This window comes from Thermoflavimicrobium daqui, assembly GCF_003313465.1.
Taxonomy (GTDB): Bacteria; Bacillota; Bacilli; order Thermoactinomycetales; family Thermoactinomycetaceae; genus Thermoflavimicrobium; species Thermoflavimicrobium daqui.
In genome coordinates, this window is record NZ_KZ845664.1 from 278,217 (window position 1) to 304,491 (window position 26,275).

The 26,275-nt window shown below is 43.4% G+C and carries 2 protein-coding genes (1 of these 2 running past the window's edge); both read left to right on the forward strand.

Annotation, left to right across the window (positions count from 1 at the left end; genetic code table 11):
• Window positions 1-19,158: a non-ribosomal peptide synthase/polyketide synthase gene (locus tag DL897_RS04490; protein ID WP_113657942.1), complete on the forward strand. Its 19,158-nt coding sequence runs from the start codon at window positions 1-3 to the stop codon at window positions 19,156-19,158.
• Window positions 19,155-26,275 carry the 5' portion of an amino acid adenylation domain-containing protein gene (locus DL897_RS04495; protein WP_113657943.1) on the forward strand. 4,486 nt of this gene lie beyond the right edge of the window, so the window shows 7,121 of its 11,607 coding nt (coding positions 1-7,121); its start codon is at window positions 19,155-19,157; its stop codon lies beyond the right edge, outside the window. The genes DL897_RS04490 and DL897_RS04495 overlap by 4 nt, the downstream gene beginning before the upstream one ends.

Below are 26,275 nucleotides of genomic sequence, written 5' to 3' on the forward strand. Positions count from 1 at the left end.
GTGAAAGTTCGCAGTTTCCAGATGGAGATTGAAGAAATAGAAAAGCGGTTATGTCAACATTCTGCTGTAAAAAAAGCGATAGTTGTTTTGCATGATATAGAAAAGGTTGTACCTTGTCTAATCGCCTATGTTGTTTTACATCCAGAATCCAAAGAGACTCGAGAGTCCTTACTCACTTTTCTATCGGAAACATGCATAGATGTGAAGCCTGCGGATTTGGTTGTACTGGATACTTTCCCACTAACCTCAGAAGGAAAGGTTAATCTAAAAGCTCTACCACTCCCATCTCATCTTAAGCAGGTTTTACCACGCACGTTAACAGAAGAAATGATTGCGGAAGTGTGGATGGAAATATTTGAATTGGAAGAAGTGAGTGTATACGACGACTTTTTCCAAATGGGTGGGGATAGTGAACTTGCTGAGGAGTTACATATTTATCTTCAGCAAGCTTTTCAGATGCCTCTCTCACCAGGCTTAATTGATGAGGCACCTACTATCGCACAATTGGCTGAACGAATTGATTTAGAGTTATCGGATCATCGAGTAGAAAAAGCGAGTGTTACGACTATCCCAATCGCCAATCGAGATCAAGGTTATCTCCCTATGTCTTATGCACAAAGAAGGTTATGGTTTTTTGAAAAACTAATGCCAAATACTGCAGTATATAATATTCCCTTTGCAGTTCGTCTCCAAGGAGCATTAAATATACCAGCTTTAGAGCAGAGTTTGCAAATGCTAGTAGACCGTCATGAAGCATTTCGTACTACATTTACAGAAATTGAGGGAGAGCCGGTACAACTACTTTCTAGTAGGTTGGAACTAAAGGTCGTACAAGAAGACTTGCGGAATGAAAAGGACCCAGAAGCAACTTGCTTACATCTAATCAAAAAAGATGCGGAACAGGCATTTGATTTAGTTAAAGGTCCTCTAATCCGTGCTCGACTCTTCCGTTTAAGCTTATCGGATTGGGTTTTATCACTGACAACCCATCACATGGTTGCAGATGGTTGGTCCATGGGTATTTTCTTTGATGAGTGGAGTCAGCTTTATCAAGCCCTTGTCCGCGGGGAAGATTATCCATTATCAGAGTTATCCGTTCAATATGGAGACTATGCTGTTTGGCAACAAGAATGGTTACAAGATGAGGTACAAGCGAAGCAACTTTCTTATTGGAAGAAACAATTAGCGGATCTACCAGTACTTCAGCTTCCTACTGATCAACCACGCCCATCCAAACAAACCTTTCACGGAGCGATTCATAGCATAACCATTGAAGCGGATTTAACGAAGCGATTACATACACTCAGCCAAGAAGAAGGGGCTAGCTTATTTATGACCCTACTCTCGGCTTTTCAAACATTATTAAGCCGTTATAGTGGTCAAGAAGATATTGTCGTTGGAAGCCCCATTGCGGGGAGAACGCGCCAAGAGCTTGAGAAAGTCATTGGTTTTTTTGTCAACACCTTGGTATTTCGTACGGATTGCTCGGGAAATCCGAGTTTTCGTGAATTACTTGCCCGTGTTAAAGAGGTAGCATGGGAAGCTTATGCTAATCAAGATGTTCCTTTTGAAAAAGTGGTTGATGAACTACAACCTGAACGGAGCCTAAGTTATTCACCGTTATTTCAGGTGATGTTTACACTTCAAAATATGCCTTTGCAATATACAGGTGTCGATCATTTAACAGTAAAGCCGTTGAGTGTACAACAAGATATCGCGAAATTTGATCTTACACTTACCATGATGGAAAGTACAGAGGGACTGTCAGCAACGTTTGAATATAATACTGATTTATTTACAGAGGAAACGATAAGAAGGATGGCGGGGCATTTTCGACAAGTATTAACGGAGATTGTAGCTGATCCTAGCCAACCGATCGGACAGATTTCTCTATTAACAAAAGAGGAGTTGGAACTACTTCATCAGTGGAATCAAACGCAGGTCAACTATCCACGACAATCATCGGTTGCAGAAGAATTTGCTTTACAAGCTAAAGAAACGCCTGATCGAGTGGCCTTGATTTATCAAGAGCAAAGTTTAACTTATCAGGAGTTAAATCAAAAAGCCAATCAACTTGCCCATTATTTACGTAAGCAGGGGATTGGGCGCGAGACAATGGTTGGAGTGGCCATGGAGCGATCGCTAGATCTGGTGGTGGCGATTCTCGGGATTTTAAAAGCGGGTGGCGCCTATGTTCCACTAGACCCAACCTATCCGAAAGACCGACTTGCCTATATGATTGAAGATGCTCAAGTGGAGATCATTTTGACGCAAGCCCATCTTCCTGTACAGTGGGAACTTACAAGTACATCTGTGATTGTATTGGATCAGGAATGGGCGGAAATCACTAATGAAAGTCTAGAAGATCCTCCTCTCCTTTCGAGTGGAGAAGATTTGGCATATGTGATGTATACATCAGGCTCTACAGGTAAACCCAAAGGAGTCGAAGTGGTACAGCGTGGGATTTTACGCTTGGTTAAAGGGGCGAACTATGCGCAGTTTACGAAGGATGAGGTGTTCCTACAGTTAGCTCCGATCGCTTTTGATGCTTCTACCTTTGAAATTTGGGGGAGCTTGTTAAACGGGGCCAAACTAGTCATCATGCCACCTCATACCCCCTCATTGGAAGAGATAGCTTCCGTATTAAAACAAGAAAAGGTAACAACACTTTGGTTGACTTCAGGTTTATTTAATCTCATGGTAGAACACCAATTAGAATCACTTCGAGGGCTCCGTCAACTTCTGGTTGGTGGTGATGTCGTATCTGTACCTCATGTAAAAAAGGTTTTGGCCTTTGGTCATGTTCAGGTTATCAATGGCTATGGTCCAACTGAAAATACCACCTTTACTTGTTGTTACCCGATCCCTACGACTTGGCAAGGGACAACATCACTGCCCATCGGACGACCAATTAGCAATACAGAGGTGTATGTATTGGATCGTTGGGGAAAGCATGTACCCATCGGGGTTCCAGGTGAACTCTATGTAGGTGGAGATGGCTTAGCTCGTGGCTATTTACGTCGTCCAAAGCTAACCGAAGAACGGTTTGTAAAACATCCTTTTTCGAAAGAAATGAATGCTAAGCTTTACCAAACGGGCGATTTGGTACGATATTTGCCAGATGGAAATCTCGAATTTTTAGGGAGGCTAGATCACCAAGTAAAAATACGCGGGTTTCGGATTGAACTAGGAGAGATTGAGGCAGCTCTTAGCAAACATCCTGCTGTGAAAGAAGCGGTTGTGATCGTTCGTGAAGATACACCAGGAGATAAACGACTTGTTGCTTATTTGATTGTTACAGAAGATGTGGTAAATGAAAGGCAATGGCGAAGCTATTTACAAGATCAGCTGCCAGAATATATGATTCCTGCTGCTTTTGTGCAAATGGATGAGTTTCCTTTAAATCCTAATGGAAAAGTTGATCGTAAAGCATTGCCTGCCCCAGCTATCCCTGAACCAACAGAGAAAAAAGCGAGACATCGTACACCGTTAGAGGAGATTATTGCAGGTATCTGGTGTGAGGTATTAAAGGTAGAGCACGTAGACAGCCAGCAAAATTTCTTTGAATTGGGCGGAAATTCTTTGCTAGCAACGAAAGTGATATCAAGGATGAATCATGTTCTTAAGATCGAGATCCCACTTAGAACATTGTTTGAGAAACCAACCATTAAGGATCTAGCCCAAGAGATTGAAACATGGCTTCATGCTGAGATAGCTCCCTCAGAGCGAAATATTCAACCCAGAGAAGACCAAATAGCTGAGCTCCCCTTATCCTATGCACAGCAGCGTCTTTGGTTTTTGGAGCAGATGCTGGATCATACGGGTGTTTATCATATTCCGTTGGCGATACGGATCAAAGGCGAGCTAGATAAGAATGTACTTCAACAAAGTTGGCATACGGTCATTCAACGACATGAATCATTACGTACTATTTTCCAAGAATCTGAAGGGCAAGCGGTTCAAGTGATCTTACCAGAGATAACCGACTGGTGGGCGGAGTTTGACTTGCGTACCGAAAATCATGCAGAATCAGTTGCTATGGAAATGATAAAGAAAGATGCAGACAAATCATTTGATCTATCACAAGGACCGCTCTTACGGGTGAAATTGTTCCAAATAGAAGAGAAAGACTGGCTGTTATATGTCAATATGCATCACATTATTTCAGACGGTTGGTCTTTAGGAGTTTTAACGGAGGAGTTGTTTGGCTTATACCAAGCAATGCTTGATAATGAGCCGTACTCTTTACCTGAATTACCGATCCAATATGCGGACTATACGATTTGGCAAAGAGCATGGCTTCAAGATGAAAAATTAAGCAAACAGCTAGCTTATTGGAAAGATCAATTAGCTGATTTGCCTGTTTTACAGCTCCCAACGGATTTTCCACGACCTGCTGAGCAAACATTTCATGGAGCGACCTATCAGATAACGTTACCAACAGAGCTGCTTATCAAATTACAAAGACTAAGCCGGAAAAGTGGTTCCACTTTATTTATGACGCTGCTTGCTGGTTTACAAGTATTGCTTAGCCGTTATAGTGGTCAAGAAGATATTGCAGTGGGAAGCCCGATTGCTGGACGAAATCAGGCAGAATTGGAAAAATTGGTTGGTTTTTTTGTCAATACTGTGGTATACCGTACCGATTTATCAGGGAATCCATCCTTCCGTGAATTATTAGATCGTGTACGTCAGGTTGCAGTGGAAGCGTATGCCCATCAAGATATTCCGTTTGAACGATTAGTTGATGAATTACAACCCGAGCGTTATCTTAGCCATACCCCACTCTTTCAAGTAATGTTTGCCTTACAAAATGCTTCGGTTACTGTACCTGAAGTGCCCGGGCTCTTGGTCGAAACAGTAGAGCTACCTCATCATACGGCTAAATTTGACATGGTTGTTAACGCAGCAGAAAGTACAGAAGGTTTAGTGATTGCCTTTGAATATAATACCGATTTATTTGCAGCAGAAACTATTGAGAGAATGGCTGCTCATTTCTCATTATTGTTAGAAGAAGTTGTCGCACATCCAGACTGTCCCATTCGTCAAATTTCTCTTTTAACCGAGCATGAACGTAGGCTCCTTAACGAGTGGAATCAAACAGAAATCGAAGTTCCAGAAAACAGGCTCGTCCATGAGTGGATTGCCCTAAATGCGGTGGAACATCCTACTGCACTGGCAGTTAACAGCCCGCAAGGATGCTTCACTTATCAAGAGCTAAATCAGCGTGCGAATCAACTAGCTCATTATATGCACAAACAAGGGGTTAGAAAGGGCGATCGTGTAGGAATTTGTGTAGAACGTTCCCTTCATTATGTGGTGGGATTACTAGGAATTCTCAAAGCAGGTGGAGTTTATGTGCCGATTGATGCTGCTTATCCGAGAGAGCGGATGCAATATATGTTGGAGGATACCCAAGCGGTCATGTTATTGACCCAAACCCATTTGCAAACTTCTTTACCTGCATGGAAGAAAACCGTGTATCTTGATGGTATCGAAGAAGAGCTAAAGCAAGAGAGTGGGTTAGAGCCTGCGGTTCATTTGACTAAAAATGATCTTGCTTATGTCATTTATACCTCTGGCTCTACTGGAAAGCCCAAAGGAGTGATGGTGCCTTATCGATCGCTACTTAATCTTGTATTTTGGCATCTGCGTGAATATCAATTAACATCCCAAGATCGTACGACCTTTTTAGCAGGAATGGCCTTTGACGCTTCGGTTTGGGAAATTTGGCCTACGTTGGTAGCAGGCGCTTGTTTATATATCCCTGATGAGGAGATTCGCCTTTCTCACTATGAATTGCGGGATTGGTTCATTCAAAACAAAATTACCGTCAGCTTTGTACCCACGCCATTATTAGAGCAATTACTAACCATACCATGGCCAAAACAGCTATCTCTTAGAAAGATATTAACAGGTGGGGATCAACTTCGTTCTTATCCGACCAGTGATTTCCCAGTAGATGTAATCAATCACTATGGACCTACCGAGAATACGGTGGTCGCAACAGCAGCTGTGGTTCCAAAGCAGTCTGACCAGAAAGGGTTACCTCCAATCGGTTATCCGATCGCCAATACAGAAGTATATGTATTAGATCATTATCAACAGCAGGTTCCTATAGGCGTTCCAGGTGAGCTATATATCGGTGGGCACAGCTTAGCGGACGGATATTTCAATCAGAGTGAACTAACTCGTGAGCGATTTATCCCGCATCCATTTAACAAACAACCTCATGCCCGTTTGTATAAAACAGGTGATTTGGTTCGTTTCTTACCAGATGGACAATTGGAATATTTAGGACGGATCGATCAACAGGTCAAAATTCGTGGTTTTCGTATTGAGCTAGGTGAGATCGAAGCAGTTTTGAGTGGCCATCCAGCTGTGAAGGAAGGGGTCGTTGCTGTACAAGAGATAGCACCAGGGGATAAACGTTTAATTGCCTATGTCGTAGTGGATGAAGAACAAGTATTTTCTGAGGAAATTGGAAAGCAATATTTAAAACAACATCTACCTGAATATATGGTACCTGCAGTCTGGGTTACTTTAGAAGACCTCCCTCTTACTGCAAATGGGAAAATTGATCGTCAAGCCCTACCCAAACCGATCTGGAAGATGGATCAAGAAACCTACGTAGCACCCCGCAATAAAATCGAACAGAAGTTGGCCGCTATTTGGCAACAAGTATTACGACTTCCACAAGTGGGAGTTCATGATAACTTCTTCCGCTTAGGTGGAGATTCCATTTTAAGTATTCAAATTGTTGCTAAAGCCAAACAGCAGGGTTTACACCTAACACCCAAACGATTATTTGAAAATCAAACGATTGCCGAACTAGCTCAGGTTGTTGGGAAAGTTGCTAATATTGAAGCGGAGCAAGGAATACTCACAGGCGAAGTACCGTTTACTCCGATTCAGAAATGGTTTTTTGAGCAAGACATCCCTCATCGTCATCATTGGAATCAGTCTATGTTTTTACAAGTAGCTGAGCGCTTAAAACCAGATCTTATTCAACGAACACTCGCTTACTTGCTAATGCAGCATGATGCATTACGTCTTCGTTTTGAAAAATTGGAACAAGGTTGGCGACAAGTTTATGCAGAAGTGGAAGAAGCCAACTCGTTTACAATGTTCGATCTAACCAAAATCGATATAAAAGAAAGAAGAATCATCATTGAAAACGAGGCGATAAAAGCGCAGCAGAGTCTAAATATCTTTCAAGGACCTTTGTTACGAGTGATTTATTTTGATTTAGGTGACTCCGAGCCGGGACGACTACTATGGGTAGCTCATCATTTGGTGATCGATGGTATTTCTTGGCGAATATTACTAGAGGACTTTGCTACCGTTTATAAGCAGTTAGAAAGTGGTAAAGTAGCCCAACCTTTGCCAAAGACAACTTCCTATCGGGAATGGGCTTACGAGTTACGCCAGCTTGCAAAATCTGAGCAGTTACAGCAAGAGGCCGTATATTGGTTAGAACAAGCCCAAAAGCCAGTGGCGACTCTACCTGTTGATAACAAGCATGGTAAGAATACAGAAAGAGAAGCGGATAGCATCACCCTGTCCTTAAACCAAGCAGAGACACGGACGCTCCTTCAAATGAGTAATGAAAAATATCGTGCACAGATTCATGAAATTTTGCTTTCTGCATTAGGAAAAGCCTTCATGCACTGGACTGGGCAAACGACTTTTCGTATTCATTTAGAAGGGCATGGTCGTGAAGAGTTGAAAGAAGGAATTGACTTATCCCGAACGATCGGCTGGTTTACGAGTATGTATCCATGGGTGATGGATTTGTCTGAAGCAAAGTGTAATAGTGAGATCGTCCGAGTAGTGAAGGAGCAAGTTCGCCGCACTCCTAAGCAAGGCTTGGGATATGGTGTCATACGCTATCTCAGTCAAGATCATGAAGTGAAGGAAGTGCTTAGTCAGCAACCTACGCCGAAGGTCAGCTTTAACTATCTGGGACAATTTGATCAGTCGACCGAACAAGTGGGTCTCTTCTCAGGCGTTGCTCCTGAATACGCTGGAAGTTATGCAGATCCTCAAACACCACGTGCTCATCTCATTGATGTAATTGGAGGTGTGTCACAGGGACAGCTTCACCTAACTTGGAGATATAGCAAAGAAATGTATCAACAAGAAACCATAGAGCAAGTGGCCGTTATGATGATGACATCTTTGCGAGAGCTTATTCACCAAGAATTGAGTGATAAGACGACTTGCTATATTCCATCTGACTTTCCGTTGGCTGAGTTAACTCAAACAGAGCTGGATCAATGTCTTGAACCCCATGGGGTGGTAGAAGATATCTATCCGCTCTCACCACTGCAAGAGGGGCTTTGGTTCCATTCACAAATGGGAACAGGTATAGGTGACTATGTTGTTCAAATGTCATTCTCCCTAACAGGTGATTTGGATCTCCAAGCGTTTCAAGAAGCTTGGCAACAAGTGGTCAATCGTTATGCTGTATTACGCACAGCGATTAAAGCTCAAGGGCTGACTCGCCCCCATCAAGTGGTATATGCTTCTGTTCCTGTTTCATTTATAGTGGAAGACTGGTCGAGCCATACGTTAGAGGAACAAGAACAAAAATTAGAAAGGGTGTTAGCGCAGGATCGGAAACTAGGATTTATCTTGGAACAAGCTCCTTTAATGCGGTTTACCATCATACAGAGAGGGGATCAGGCTTATCAGTTTATTTGGAGCTATCATCATGTCATTTTAGATGGTTGGAGTATGCCACTTGTATTCCAAGATCTATTTACAATCTACCATCAGTTAACCACAGGGCAGAGGATAGAACTTGAAGAAATGCGACCTTATCGTGATTATATCGCTTGGCTCAAACAGCAAGATCTCATGAAAGCAAAAGAGTTTTGGCGGCAGAAACTAAAAGGATTTACCACACCGACAACCCTTCCCATTGAGAGAAAGGTTACAGAATCGGCAGCAGAAAACTATAAACAGCATGTGGTTTATCTATCGGAACCGTTAACGGCAAAATTAGAAGACTTTGTAAGAGGGCATCAATTAACCCTTAGCTCGTTGATACAAGGAGCTTGGGCCTATCTGCTAAGTCGTTATAGTGGAGAGAAAGATGTATTGTATGGGGCGACTGGTGCTGGAAGACCCGCTGACTTATCAGGTGTAGATCGGATGGTTGGTTTATTTATCAATACATTGCCAGTCCGGGTTCAAGTGTCTGAAGAGCTCACGATCCAAGAGTGGTTACAATCATTCCAGTTGGAACAGATGGAGCTTAGGCAGTATGAATTTACACCGCTTCACGAGATTCAGGGACTCAGTGAACTACCTAAAGGAACACCTTTGTTTCAAACATTGGTCGTATTTGAAAACTATCCAGTTGGTGAGGTTGCTGAACGCATTCCTGGAGGTCTTCGTATTCATCAGGCTGAAGGTGTGGAACAAGTCAGCTATCCACTTACCCTTATCGTAGCGCCAGGAGAGAAGCTGTATTTGAAATGGATGTATCGGGATAATCATTTTGCTGATGAAGCGATTGTGAGAATGTGTGAGCATCTACAAATGATTTTAGAAGAGATGGTAGCTGATCCGACCCGTAAGCTTAAAGAAGTCAATCTCTTAACCAAACAAGAAGCGCATCAGCTTACTTTGTGGAATGAAAACGAGCAGCCGTACCCTGACAAACGACCCATTCATGAATGGATTGCTAGACAGGTGGAGAAAACGCCACAAGCGGTTGCCGTTATGACGACGGAAGGAGCATGGACTTACCAAGAGCTTAATGAGCGAGCCAATCGATTAGCCCATTACCTCCTGAAAAATGGAGTCAATCAACAAGCACGTGTAGGAATTTTTATGGAACGCTCGCTTGATCTACTGGTTAGTTTATTGGCTGTGCTTAAAGCGGGTGGAACCTATGTCCCACTTGATCCAGCTTATCCGAAAGAGCGAATCGCTTATATGTTGTCTGATGCAGAGGCACAAGTCATCTTAACCCAAGAGTCGCTTAAAGGGGAGCTATCGGATGTTGTCGATTGGGTGGTAGCTGTTGATCAAGAATTCGCCTTATGGTCAGAGGAGTCCAACTTTAATCCGTCTGTTCAGGTTGACTCAGAGCAACTCGCCTATTTAATTTATACATCAGGCTCTACGGGTCTTCCTAAAGGAGTGATGATAAGCCATCGTAATGTTTCGGCTTTCATTCACTGGGCGAAATCCCTATTTACACCTGAAGAGTTAAAAGGAGTACTTGCTGCTACTTCGATCTGTTTTGACTTATCGATCTTTGAGATGTTTGTCCCACTAAGTGCGGGTGGCAAGGTGATCTTAGCGGAGAATGTACTCGAGTTACCTGAGCATCCAGCCAAAAATCTGATTACTTGTATCAATACGGTACCCTCTGCTATGACTGAGCTTTTACGAATGCAAGAAGTACCACCCTCTGTTCGAACTGTCAACTTAGCAGGTGAACCGCTCCCGCATGCATTGGTTCAACAAATTTATGCGCTTGGAACAGTAACCAAGGTATACAACTTATATGGGCCATCTGAAGATACAACATACTCCACCTATGCTTGTATTGAAAAAGATGGAAGCGAAGCTCCGCCCATTGGACGTCCGATTACCAATACCAAGGCATATGTATTGGACTCGTCATTACGTCCCGTAGCTATCGGTATTCCGGGAGAGTTATATCTGAGTGGAGCGGGAGTTGCTCTTGGCTATTTAAATAAAGAAGAGATGACACGAGAGCGATTTATTCCTGATCCATTTAGTTCCGATCCAAAAGCACGTTTATATAAAACCGGTGATTTAGTTCGTTATCGTGGGGATGGGCAATTGGAGTTCTTAGGACGAATCGATCATCAGGTGAAAATTCGTGGCTATCGGATTGAATTAGGTGAAATCGAAGCGGTACTTCGGCAAGATGAGAGCATTCGCGATGTGGTTGTGGTGGCTCGTGAAGATCAGCCTGGAGCTAAGCGTCTGGTTGCTTATGTCGTAGCAGAACAGGATCAGTCTAGTGATTGGCAACAAAGAATCAAACAGAAATTGCCAGACTATATGGTACCCCGTGTTTTTGTGATGATGGATCATCTACCACTCACCCCGAATGGTAAGATCGATCGGAAAGCTTTACCCGCACCCGAGCAAACCATATCGATGAAGCAGTATGTCGCACCTAGAACGGTAGCCGAAGAGATGATGGCTGCCATCTGGTGTAAGGTTTTATCCTTAGAGCAAGTAGGTGTTTATGATCATTTCTTTGAGTTAGGTGGGCACTCCCTCTTGGCGACACAAGTTGTATCGCGAAGTAAGGAAGTGTTTGGTATTGAATTCCCATTGCGATTACTCTTTGAAAAGCCGGTGCTCCATGAATTAGCACAAGCGATCGAAATGGAAACGATGATGGAGCAGAATGAAGAGAGTTCGATAACGATCGAGAAGGCTAAGCGAACATCTACGAACTTGCCACTCTCCTATTCTCAACAGCGCTTATGGTTTTTAGATCGTCTCAAGCCGGAGAATGCTGCCTACAACCTACCATTTGCCTTACGGATCCAAGGAAAAATCAATCGAAAGGCGATGGAAGAGAGTTTGCAAACGCTAATAAGGCGACATGAGACTCTGCGAACAATTTTCCAAGAGATCAAGGGGCAACCTGTACAAATCATAGAGGAAGTGGAATTTAGCTCATTGGAGTTCGTGGATTTACGTTTAACAGCGAATCCATCTGCTAAGGTGTTGGAACTCATCACCCAAGATCTCAATCAGCCATTTTATCTTCATAAAGGACCGTTATTTCGAGCGAAGTTATATCAAGTAGCGCATGAAGAATGGATCTTTTATGTGAATATGCATCATATCATCTCAGATGGCTGGTCACTTCAAGTCTTTTTGAAGGAATGGCTCGCGTGTTATCAAGCACTTATCGAAGGTCAAGAAGCAAGTATAGCTCCACTTCCGATTCAATATGCAGACTTTGCTATTTGGCAGCAGAGTTGGATGGATGGAGCGAAATTAGAGGAACAATTGACTTATTGGAAAAATCAACTGAAGAATGTCCCGATTCTGCAATTACCGACGGATTATCCACGTCCTTCTGAACAAACATTCTGCGGGGCCGATTATCGCATGAATTTGCCTCATGAATTAGTTAAGCGTTTGGAGGAACTGGGTCATCAAGAGGGAGCAACCTTATTCATGACCTTGCTTGCTGCATGGAATGTACTCTTGAGTCGTTATAGTGGTCAAACTGATATTGCTGTAGGTAGCCCCATTGCTGGCAGAAATCATAAGGAAACAGAAGGTTTGATTGGCTTTTTCGTTAATACGTTGGTTTTTCGTACTGATCTTTCAGGAAACCCAAGTTTCCGAACCTTATTGAGACAGCTACGAGAAGTTGCCTTGTCTGCATATGCTCATCAAGATGTACCATTTGAAAAAGTAGTTGACGAACTACAGCCAGAGCGTCATTTAAGCCATTCTCCACTTTTCCAAGTGATGTTTGCCCTGCAAAATATGCCAGAGATGGCAGATCGGGTAACAGAACTATCCATTGAACCCTTTGACCTTCCAATTACAACTGCAAAATTTGATTTGACTTTAACGATGGGAGAAAGTAGCCAAGGATTTACGGCTGTATTTGAGTATAATACGGACTTATTTAAAGCGGAGACCATCGCACGTCTAGCTCAGCATTTCTACCAAGTACTTGAAGCAATTGCCCAAAATCCAGAACAACCGATTCATCACATCCCCATCTTAACGGAGCAAGAACAAGAGCTATATCAACAGGTCAATCAAACGCAGATGGATTCATATGACGGCTGTATTCATCAATGGGTTGAGAAACAAGTAGCGAGAGATCCACAGGCTATCGCGATTGTCAGTGAACACACTTTCGTCACTTATGGTGAACTAAATGCTCGAGCCAATCAGCTAGCCCGTTACTTACAAAAAATAGGTATCGCACCAGGAGAGCTCGTAGGAATCTGCATGGAACGAACCCCCGCGTTGATCGTTGGAGCACTAGCTATTCTTAAAGCAGGGTGTGCCTATGTGCCGATGGACCCCGAATATCCAACAGACCGGTTAGAATATATGGCCTTGGATGCACAAGTTTCAATGATCCTAACAGAGACAGCTTATCAAGAAAAATGTTCATTCGAATCGGTGCCATATACGATTTGCTTGGATCAGATCGCAGACAAATTAAGCTTAGAAAGCGAAAAAGAACTTTCAGGACTGGCGACGGGTGATCAGTTAGCCTATCTCATTTACACGTCAGGTTCTACAGGTCAACCCAAAGGAGTACCCATTACACATCGTTCGCTCGGGAACTTAATCACTTGGCATCATACAACTTATGAATTAAGTAGCCATGATCGAACTACCTTAATAGCTGGTGTTGCCTTTGATGCATCCGTATGGGAAATTTGGCCTACTTTGACCGCGGGAGCAGCACTGTATATTCCAACGCAAGAAGTTCGCTTGTCGCCTACCCACTTACGTGACTGGCTACTTGAAAACCAGATTACCATTAGCTTTTTACCAACACCTTTATTGGAAAGTTTATTGCAGCTAGAATGGCCAAAACAAGTTGCTCTGCGCAAACTGTTAACAGGTGGGGATCAGTTACATGTCTATCCAGCCAGTGATTTCCCAGTAGATGTAATCAATCATTATGGACCGACCGAGAATACGGTGGTTACAACTGCTTATCCCATACCGAAAGGAGAGACTTACCAGGGATTACCTGCTATTGGTCAGCCCATTGGTGGGACCGAAGTTTATGTGCTAAGTCCATTTAACCAACCTGTTCCAATAGGTGTACCTGGTGAGCTACATATTGGTGGAGTTGGTTTAGCAAAAGGTTATCATCGCCGACCCGAACTCACAGCGGAGAAATTTGTAACGATTGAACAAGAGCGTTTGTATAAGACTGGAGACTTAGTACGCTTCCTCTCAAATGGAAATCTTGAATTTTTAGGTCGGATCGATCAGCAAGTGAAAATTCGCGGTTTCCGAATCGAGCTAGGTGAAATAGAGGCCATCTTAAGTAGTTATCCAACGATTAAAGAAGCAACTGTAAGCGCAAGTGTCGATGAAAGGGGAGAAAAACGGCTTGTTGCTTATGTAGTCGCAGATGGTGAAGCGGAGGAGATGAAGTGGATCGAGCATCTGAAGCAGATGCTTCCTGAATATATGATTCCTTCAGCTTTTGTCAAACTAGATGCACTTCCACTCACCGCGAATGGGAAGGTGGATCGACAAGCTTTGCCTAAACCCGAATGGGCGGAAAAAATACGAGCAGGAGTGGAACCACGAACACCTGTGGAAGAAATGATTGCTGGGATTTGGAAATCATTATTACCAGTGGAAGCTGTGTATATTCATGACAATTTCTTTGTACTTGGAGGACATTCTCTCTTAGCAACACAGGTAATCTCTCGTATCAATGAAGCTTTCCAAATTACCTTACCACTTCGTAGCTTATTTGAGGCACCGATACTCAAAGACTTAGCCCAGCAGGTAGAAACTGCTTTACAGGAAGGAAAAGGGAAGGCTTTACCTCCACTCATCCCAAGTGATCACAGTGAACCGCTTGCGCCCATGTCCTACGCTCAGCAACGTCTATGGTTCTTAGATCGATTGCTTCCAGATCGTTCCGTTTATCATATCCCATTTGCACTACGGATTCGGGGTGATCTTCACGTTGATCTATTACGTCAAAGCCTGCACTCGCTCATTCAGCGTCATGAAACACTGAGAACGATCTTCCAAGAAGAAGACGGGCAGGCTGTCCAGGTGATTCAAACATCGGATCACTTGAAGTTTAGGGAGATTGATCTACGGGCAGAGCAAGATCCGTGTGAGTCAGCCATGCAGCAAATCCATGCAGATCTACAAATATCTTTTGTCCTTACCCAAGGACCGCTCCTGCGGATGAAGCTATTCCGAGTGGCGGAGGATGAATGGCTGTTCTATCTAAATATGCATCACATTATTTCAGATGGATGGTCAATCAGTGTTTTCATTCGAGAGTTGTTTACTCTCTATAACGCATTCAAGCAGGGAGAAGATAATCCGCTTCCAGCATTAACGATTCAATATCGAGACTTTGCTAGCTGGCAAAAATCTTGGCTGACGGGAGAAGTATTGGAAAAACAGCTTGCCTACTGGAAAAAACAGCTTGCAGATGTCCCTGTGTTACAGCTTGCGACAGATCGTCCGCGACCAGCTGAACAGACCTTCCGAGGGGCGACATATCAAATCGTCTTACCGACTAAGTTATTAGCTGACTTAAAAGAGCTAAGTCAACAAGAAGGAGCCACCTTATTTATGACATTGTTGACTGCTTTCCAGCTCTTACTGAGTCGATATAGCGGTCAAGAAGATATTGCGGTAGGTAGTCCTGTGGCTGGACGAAATCAGAAGGAAATCGAAAATCTCATTGGTTTCTTTGTGAATACATTGGTATTTCGTACAGACCTATCAGGAAATCCGAGTTTCCGAGATTTGTTAGCACGAGTTCGCGACGTGGCGCTTGAAGCGTATAGCCATCAAGATGTTCCATTTGAAAGAGTAGTGGATGAAGTCCAACCCGAACGCCATCTAAGTCATACACCGTTATTCCAAGTGATGTTTGCACTGCAAAATACACCACGTGATTGGCACGAAGCCCACGACTTACAGATGGAAACGGTCACACTCGAGCAAAATTCGGCTAAGTTTGATCTAACGTTAACGATGGCAGAAGCATCCGAAGGTTTAGTAACAGCATTTGAATACAACACGGATCTATTTACAAAGGATACGATTCAGCGTATGGCTGTACAGCTTCAACTGCTCCTCGAACAGATTGTTCGTAAGCCTGAGGCAGCGATTCACCATTATTCAATTGTGACTCAGGATGAGAAACAGTTAATAAGTGCATGGAATGAAACAAAAGTAGACTATCCACAAAATCGACCGGTTTATGCTTGGATCGAAGAGAATGCGAAACAACAGCCAACAGGGGTTGCAGTGGTAAGTTTACAAGGTACGCTCACTTATCAAGAACTGAATGCACGAGCCAATCAATTAGCACATGCACTACAGAAACGTGGGATAGGATCAGAACAGCTCGTTGGTGTATGTATGGAACGCTCGCCAGAGCTATTGGTTGCCCTTCTCGCTATATGGAAGGCTGGAGCAGCTTATGTACCAATGGACCCCAGTTATCCGGAAGACCGTCTAACATACATGATATCTGATTCGCAAGTGCCTATCATGCTTACCCAGTCTCATCTACAAGAGAAAGTAGAGGGCAGCTCTACGACTGTATGGTGTGTGGATACGGATGAAGAACTTTGGATAACTGAAAGTAAAGCCGATTTAGAAGTATCCGTATCTGTCGATCAACTAGCTTATATGATCTATACCTCTGGATCAACTGGAAAACCGAAAGGGGTAATGATTACCCATCGTTCTCTGCTTAATTTGGTGTTCTGGCATCAGCGTACGTACCAATTAACTTCACAAGATCGGACGACTCTGCTTGCGGGAACTGCTTTTGATGCCTCTGTCTGGGAAATCTGGCCTACTTTAGCTAGTGGGGGAGCGCTCTATATCCCGAGTGAGGAAATACGCATGTCTCCAACTGAATTAAAGGATTGGATGATTGAGCAGCAAATCACTGTCAGCTTCTTGCCTACTCCATTGTTAGAGAGCATGTTACTACTTGAGTGGCCAAAGCAATTACCGTTACGAACATTATTAACAGGTGGCGATCAGTTGCGACATTATCCATCACCTGATTTTCCAGTCGAGGTCATTAATCACTATGGGCCTACAGAAAATACGGTCGTAACCACAGCTGCGAAAGTGGTCACTTCCACAAACAGTGAGCTAACTACGCCACCAATTGGGCGACCGATTGCCAATACAGAAGTATATGTCCTTGATTCACAACGACAACCTGTACCCATCGGGGTTCCCGGTGAGCTTTATGTAGGAGGAGCCGGACTCGCTCGTGGCTATTACCAGCGCCCAGATCTGACAGAGCAAAGCTTTATACAACATCCATTCCGTCCTGACAGTCATGCACGTCTCTATAAGACTGGGGACTTGGTTCGCTTTCTCCCCGATGGTCAGCTTGAATTTTTAGGACGCATCGATCATCAGGTGAAAATTCGCGGCTTCCGCATTGAGCTAGGGGAAATTGAAGCAGCCTTAAGTAGTCACCCAGCGATTCAGGAATGTGTAGTTATCGCTCGAAGTAATGAACAAGGGTTAAAACAGTTGGTAGCCTATGTCGTTACGAAAGAGACACTTTCACGTAACGAGTTACGCCAGACCTTAAAACAGACCCTACCTGAGTATATGATTCCAACTGCGTTCGTCTGGCTCGATCACTTGCCACTAACTAACAATGGCAAAATCGATCGCCGAGCACTTCCAGCACCAGATACGTCTGATTATCTAGACCAAACACACTATGTCGAAGCTAAAACCGAAGTTGAAGCCCAACTGGTAGAGATTTGGAAACAAGTCCTACGGCTCCAACGTGTTGGAATCCATGATAACTTTTTCCAACTAGGTGGGGACTCAATTTTAAGTCTGCAAGTAGTGGCGCGAGCGAATCAAGCGGGATTAAAGCTCACACCTAAACAGCTCTTTGAAAATCAGACGATTGCTGAACTAGCCACAGTGGTAGGGAAAGCACCAGTTATTCAAGCTGAACAAGGCTTAGTCACGGGTGAAGTACCACTTACCCCGATTCAACATTGGTTCTTTGAGCAAGAACTGTTAGAGCGCCATCACTGGAATCAATCGATGTTCTTACTAGTCAAAAAGTCGCTACAACCGTCCCTATTGGCACAAGCGCTTAAAGCAGTGGTATATCAGCATGATGCCCTGCGGCTCCGCTTTAGGAAACAAGGATCCAAGTGGTATCAAGTTCATACCCCATTGGAGGAAGCTTTACCTTTCCAATATGAAGACTTATCCCGTCAATCAGATGACGAGCAAAAGAAAACGATGGAGCAAATTGCCTCCCAAGCACAGTCAAGTCTTCATATCGAGGAAGGCCCAATTTGGAAAGTCGTGTATTTTGACTTAGGTTCAGCAAGGTCCGGTAGACTATTATGGGTTGTACATCATTTAGTCATCGATGGGGTTTCTTGGCGCATCTTGCTAGAAGATTTACAAACTGCTTATGAACAGCTAAGGCGTGGGGAAGAGATCCAACTTTTACCGAAAACGACTTCCTTTAAAGAATGGTCTACCCAACTACAGGAATATGCGCAAACAGAATCGGTTCTTGCTGAAGCAAGTTACTGGTTATCTCATTCATCTAAGCAGGTTACTCATTTACCCAAAGACTTTGTATCCGGGGAGAATATAGAAGCCAAAGCTGATAGTGTCGTACTTCATTTAGATGAACAAGAAACAGCGCAATTGCTGCAAGAAGTTCCAAGTCAATTTCATGCACAAATCACGGAAATTTTATTAACAGCATTGGTACTTGCTACTTCACGTTGGACGAAGAAACGTTCGGTATGGGTGCATCTTGAAGGACATGGCCGTGAAGAAATCGCTGAAAATATTGATTTATCACGGACTGTAGGTTGGTTTACCTCCATGTACCCCGTTCACTTGGATTTGGGCAGAGCCAATACCCAAGGAGAGGCACTCAAAACGATTAAAGAACAGTTACGTCAAGTACCACGACAAGGATTGGGGTATGGGTTATTACGTTATTTACGTACCAAAATGGACCAGCATGTAGGGGAGAGTGATCAAGCCGAAATCAGTATGAACTATCTAGGGCAATTTGACACCGTCACTTCCGATGGAGGTTTGTTTGTAGGAAATGCACCTGAATTTGCAGGACCCCCTATCCATCCAGCAAACAAACGAGCCCATTTGATTGATGTGGTAGGTGCTGTAACAGGTGGCAAGCTGCATCTCTCTTGGATCTTCAGCAAAGAAATATTTAAGCGTGAAACGATTGAACGAATCGCCCAAGATTATCTGGATGCTTTACGCTCATTTATCGCACCAGAGAATCGCCATGAGATGTGGAGTTATTCGACGACGGACTTCCCTGAAGCTGACCTTTCAGATAAAGATCTATCCAAAGTTTTAACATTACTTCAGAAGAAGAGAGGCAAATCAACATGATGGAAGAAATTCAAGATATTTATACTTTATCGCCCTTGCAACAAGGGCTCCTCTTTCACTCTGTTTATGCGGAAAATTCTGGGATGTATTTTACCCAAATGACTGTAACGATCAAAGGGAACTTGGACGTTTCCGCATTTGAAAAAGCTTGGCAACAAGTAGTCAATCGGCATACTATTTTGCGAACCGGCTTTATCTGGGGTGAAACAGAACAACCGCTTCAAGTGGTTTATCGTGAAGCAAAGATCAAGATTTCTCAGTTAGACTGGCGCTTAGTACCACGGGATCAGCTTCAGCCAAAACTAAACTCTTGGCTTGAACAAGATCGGCTGCAAGATTTCGATTTAGCTGTGGCGCCATTGATGCGACTGACATTGATTCAGACCGCTCAAAATCAGTATGAATTTGTTTGGGGATATCATCATGTCTTGCTTGACGGCTGGAGTTTACCCATTGTATTAGGAGAAGTATTTCAGTATTATGAAGCTTTTTCAAAAGGGAAAGAGTTAGAATTAGCCAATCCTCGCCCTTATCGTGACTATATTTCTTGGTTACGTAAACAAGATGTAAGTCAAGCGGAAGCATTTTGGCGTGAATTCCTTCGTGGATTCACGTCTCCCACCCCGCTGGGAATTCAAACAGAGAAAACGGATGAAACGGGTTATGAAACCACTTATTGTACCTTATCCAAAGAGACGACTGAAACTTTACATCAATTGGCCCGGAATCACCAAATTACTGTAAATACAATCGTTCAAGGTGCTTGGGCACTGTTGTTACATCGCTATAGTGGTGAATCAGAAGTCCTATTTGGAACGACTGTATCAGGACGGCCTGCTGATTTAATCGGCGTCGAACAAATGGTTGGTTTATTTATCAACACCTTACCCCTGCGTATCTCGATGGATCATGAAGACTCTATTTTAGAATGGTTAAAGAGACTACAAGCTAGACAAGTCGAAATGCGGCAATATGAGTATAGTTCCCTCATTGATATTCATGGTTGGAGCGAAGTGCCAAGGGGAACTCCGCTCTTTCACAGTTTATTCGTCTATGAAAATTATCCAGTAAGTGAAGGTAAGACGACAGAGCAAGGGGAGGATGAGTTACTTCTTAGTAATGTACGTGCTGTGGAACAGACCAACTACCCTTTGACCTTGGTTTGTGCTCCGGGAGAAGAGCTATTGTTAAAAATGATGTATGATCGTAGTCAATTTACAGAAGAAATGGTACAGGAGATTTTAAAGCACGTTAGCTATATTGTGGAGCAAATGGGGGCGGATTTGAAACAACCATTAAGACAGATTTCACTCCTTACTCCAGCAGACGAACAGAAAATATTAGTAAAATGGAATCAAACAGCACTGGATTTCCCGGGCAATGTTATGATTCATCAACTATTTGAAGAGCAAGTTGCCCGTACACCCGATCAAATAGCGGCTATTTGGGGAGAAAAGTCGCTTACCTATGCAGAGCTGAATCAAAAGGCGAATCAGTGCGCTCACTATTTACAAAGTTTAGGAGTAGGACCTGAAAAGATGGTTGGTATTTGTATGGATCGCTCTTTGGACTTAATCATAGGGATTTTGGGCACTTTAAAAGCGGGTGGTGCTTATGTCCCGCTCGATCCAGCTTATCCCAAAGAGCGTATCGCTTATATGCTTGAGGATTCACAGACTTCTCTACTTCTTACACAATCATCCTTGGTATCCCATTTACCAACTCACAGTGTCCAAGTTATATGTTTCGATACGGATCAGGACCATATGGCTTCGATGAGCTCTAGTAATTTAGAAAATACAGGTACTTCACGACAACGTTCACATATTATTTACACTTCGGGATCAACAGGTAAGCCTAAAGGGGTCATGATTGAGCATCGTAGTGTAGTGGCACTGCTCATGTGGGCTTCACAAGTCTATTCAGCTGAAGAGTTACAAGGGGTTCTTGCTTCAACCTCGGTATGCTTTGATTTATCCGTATTTGAAATGTTTTTACCGCTTTGTGTAGGTGGAACAGTGATTGTAGTAGAAAATGCGCTGCAACTACCAGAGATTCCAGCTAAAGAACAAGTGACCCTCATTAATACAGTACCTTCAGCAGCCAATGAGTTACTCCGATTAAAAGGGATTCCTTCTTCAGTAAAAGTGATCAATCTAGCTGGAGAACCACTACCTAACTCACTGGCACAACAGCTTTATCAATTAGGAAATATTGAGAAAGTATATAACTTGTACGGACCTTCCGAAGATACGACCTATTCAACCTATTCACTGGTGCAAAAAGGTGCAACCACACAGCCAACGATTGGACGTCCGATTGCCAATACAGAAGCGTATGTTTTGGATGCCGAGCTAAGACCGGTTCCCATAGGGATATCTGGTGAATTATATCTAGGAGGAGCCGGGCTCGCCCGTGGCTATCTCAATCAACCAAAACTTACGGCAGAACGTTTTATCCCTCATCCTTTTCGCTCTAAGACAAAGGAATGGTTATATAAAACAGGTGACTTAGTCCAGTGGCTACCCGATGGTAACTTAAAATTTTTGGGACGACTTGATCATCAAGTGAAAATTCGTGGCTATCGGATTGAGTTAGGTGAGATTGAAGAAGGACTACGGTCTCATCCAGCTGTCGAAGAAGTGGTGGTGATAGCGAGAGAGGATCAACTCGGGGAAAAGCGTTTGGTTGCTTACTTGGTACTTAATCATACAGCAGAAGAGATTTCGGTAAGCGAGTGGCGTTCTTACCTTGCACGGACATTACCTGAGTATATGATTCCTTCTATATTTGTCCAATTGGAGCAACTCCCACTCACACCCAACGGAAAAATAGACCGGAAAGCCCTGCCAGCTCCAGAAGATAGTCGTCAAGGGGAGTATGTCGCTCCGCGAACCGCGATGGAGAAGATCGTTGCCGATATTTGGGCAAGTGTTCTGAAGATCGATCAAGTGGGAATTCATGAAAACTTTTTTGAACGAGGAGGGCACTCGCTTTTAGCTACACAAGTGATTTCTCGTCTTCGTGAAGCAATCCCAGAAAGAGAAATTCCACTTCGGATTGTTTTTGAGAAGCCAACGGTTGCTGCCATAGCAAATTGGCTTGAAGAGTCCGTGGAAGATCAACATAAAACTAAACAAGTCATTCCCCCTACTGTTCGTAAAAATGGCATGTCTGCTGCATCTTATGCGCAGCGTCGTTTGTGGTTTGTCGAACAGCTTATCACTGGAAGCTCCGCATATAGTTTACCTTTTGCTATTCGCATCCAAGGGGAGATCAAGGTTAAACAGCTGGAACAAAGCTTTAAAACATTAATCACTCGACATGAAACCTTACGTACGACTTTTACAGAAGTAGACGGCGAAATTATGCAGGTCATTGCGGATGAAATTCCTTGGTTCTTGCCAGTCTATGACTTAACCGACGAGCCAAACTCGCTCCATCGAGCCAAAGAGCTGATCGAACAACATGCTGCACACCCATTTGATCTAGAACAAGGTCCATTATTGCGAGCTAGCTTATTCCAACTGGCAGAGCAAGACTGGGTTTTATTTATCAATATGCATCACATTATTTCAGATGGCTGGTCCTTACAAATTTTCTATCAGGAGTTATTTACCCTTTATCAAGCACAGATCCAAGAAAAAGAGATTTCATTACCACCGTTAGCCGTCCAATATGCCGATTTTGCAACTTGGCAGAAGAATTGGTTGCAAGAAGAGGTGATGGAAAGCCAGTTGGCTTATTGGAAAGAAAAGCTAGGCGGTGAACTTCCAGTATTACAACTCCCTACTGACCGCCCCCGCCCCTTACAGCAAACTTTTCAGGGGGCAACACATACGATTGCTTTTTCTGCTAATATTACAGAGCGCTTAAAAGAGATTAGTCGAAACGAAGAAGCGACCTTATTTATGACCTTACTCGCTGCATTTCAAGTTTTACTTAAGCGCTATAGCGGGCAGGAAGATATCATTGTCGGAAGTCCTATTGCTGGGCGAAATCGGCAGGAATTAGAAGGCTTAATTGGCTTTTTTGTTAATACACTCGCGTTTCGAACCAATTTATCCGGAAATCCTACTTTTCGAGAACTATTGGCTCGTGTACGAGAAGTAGCCTTAGAAGCTTATGAACATCAAGATGTACCTTTTGAAAAAGTGGTAGATGAAGTACAACCCGAACGGAGTTTAAGTCATTCATCACTCTTTCAGACCATGTTTGTTTTACAAAATATGCCCTTTACTATGCAAAGTTTAGAAGGGCTATCCCTTGCTCCATTTGACTTTACCAATCAAACGGCAAAGTATGATTTAACATTAACCATGTTGGAAACAGAGCAAGGGTTAGTAGCTCATTTTGAATACAATACGGATTTATTTGATGCCACCACCATTGAGCGGATGGCCAAACATTTTCAGCAGTTACTAGCTGGCATTGTTCAGTCACCAGAACAGGAGATTTCCAAACTTCCTATTTTGACGGAAGAGGAAAAAGAACTATTCTACTGCTGGAATCAAACACAAGTTACCTATCCACGACATGCTTCGATTGCTGATGTGTTTACAGAGCAAGCGGCGACTACACCTGATCATATCGCTATCGTTTGTGGACAGGACCAAATCACCTATCGTGAGCTCAATCAGAGAGCAAATCAATTGGCACGCTTCCTTCAGAAGCAGGGTGTTGGCTTAGAGACGATGGTAGGAATCGGCATGGAAAGATCGATCGAGCTGATCATCGCCATGTTGGGGATTGCTAAAGCAGGAGGGGCTTACGTTCCGCTTGATCCAACTTATCCATCCGAACGAATAAACTATATGATGGAAGATGCTGGGATAAAACTGGTCCTTACTCAATCGCACTTGCAAACGAAGTTTTCTCTTGGATCTACTCATACATGGGCACTTGATCAACAATGGGAGTTGATTGAGCAAGAGAGTACAGCCGATTTAGCTCCACTTGCCAACGGGGAGAATTTGGCTTATGTCATGTATACATCGGGTTCTACAGGAAAGCCCAAAGGAGTCGAAGTGGTTCATCGGGGAATTGTTCGCTTGGTACGAGGAGCGAATTATGTACAATTAACTGCCGATGAAGTCTTCTTACTACTAGCTCCGATTGCATTTGATGCTTCCACGTTTGAAATTTGGGGGAGTTTACTAAACGGTGCTAAACTTATCATCATGCCATCGCATGCTCCGTCATTAGAAGAGATTGGGCAAGTATTAAGGCAATATAAAGTGACCACACTTTGGTTGACGGTTGGCTTGTTTAATCTTATGGTAGAAAATCAACTAGACGCCCTGCGTGGTTTACGTCAGCTACTGGTGGGAGGAGATGTTGTATCTGTCCCACATGTCCGAAAAGTATTAGCCCTTGGTGGTATCCAAGTTATCAATGGTTATGGGCCGACTGAAAGTACAACTTTTACTTGTTGCTACCCAATTCCAGCAGACTGGCAAGGAGAAACGACGATCCCGATTGGCCGTCCGATTAGTAATACGGAAGTTTACATTTTAGACCAAGAGGGGCAATCTGTACCCATTGGGGTTTCAGGAGAGCTATATATCGGTGGAGATGGCTTAGCACGAGGCTACTTGGGACGTCCTGATTTAACTCGAGATCGCTTTGTCAATCATCCTACTGTTAAAAATCCACAAGCTCGTCTATACCGTACAGGTGACATAGTTCGTTATCTGCCCGATGGTTCTATTGAATTTTTAGGAAGAATCGACCATCAAGTAAAAATTCGTGGTTTTCGAATTGAGCTTGGCGAAGTAGAAGCGGCGATCCGTAAGCATCCTACTGTTTCTGAAGTCGTGGTAATGGTTCAGCATACCGAAGCTGGGAAACGTTTAGTCGCTTATGTTGTTGCTGAATGCGATCAAGCAGAATTACGAACTTTCCTGAAAGAAAGCTTGCCAGACTATATGATTCCCACTGGATTTATGTTTTTAGAGCAGATCCCGCTGACACACCATGGGAAGATTGATCGACAAGCATTGCCCACTATTGATTTGGCATCGAGCCGGGAAGAATCTTATATTGCGCCACGAACGGAAGTAGAAGCGACGCTTGTCCGTATCTGGCAAGATGTTTTACAGATTGAAAGAATCGGTATCCATGATAACTTCTTCTCTTTAGGTGGGGATTCGATTTTAAGTATCCAAATTGTTTCCAAGGCGAAACAAGCTGGACTCTCTCTCACCCCCAAACAAATTTTTGAACAACAAACCATTGCTGAACTGGCTCAAGTGGTGCAACAAACGACAACAACACAAGCCGAACAGGGGCTCATAACCGGTGAAGTACCACTTCTTCCTATACAACATTGGTTCTTTGAGCAAGAGCTGCCTAACCCTCATCATTTTAATCAAGCAATCATGTTCTCTGTCCATCAACCGCTGAAGTGGGAAAACATTCAGGAAACAGTTCGTCAATTACTTCTTCATCATGATGCTTTGCGCCTTCGCTATCAACGTCATGGAGAAACATGGAAACAAATTTATGAACCCATGGGGGATCATATCCCTGCACATTATTTCAATTACCAATCAGTGCCGAAGGAACAACAAAGGGAACAGATCGAACAAACAGCCAATCAGATTCAAATGAGTTTGGATTTGGAAAAAGGTCCCGTTTTCCAAGTGGCTTATTTTGACCTAGGTGATGAGGAACCGTCCCGTCTCCTGTTGGTAGCTCATCATTTAGTCATCGATGGTGTTTCTTGGCGAATCATCTTAGAAGATTTTCAAACGATCTATAGCAAACTAAGGGAAGGGAAAAAGATCCAGTTACCTCCGAAAACATCTTCGGTGAAAGAATGGGCACAAATTCTGCAAACGGTTGCCCAATCAGAAGGATTAAAAGATGAATGCGACTATTGGAAACAGCAAACGGATCAAATCGAAGAGATTCCAGTCGATTTTAAAGAAGGGCAAAATACGGAGGCTTCTGCTAAATACATGCATTTCACCTTATCTCGTGCAGAAACGCAAAGCTTACTTCAGCAAGTTCCAACCACTTTGCGTTCACAAATTCAAGAGGCCTTATTGACTGCCTTGGCTCGTGCGATGACAAAATGGACACAGCAACCCAAGCTCACCCTTCATTTAGAAGG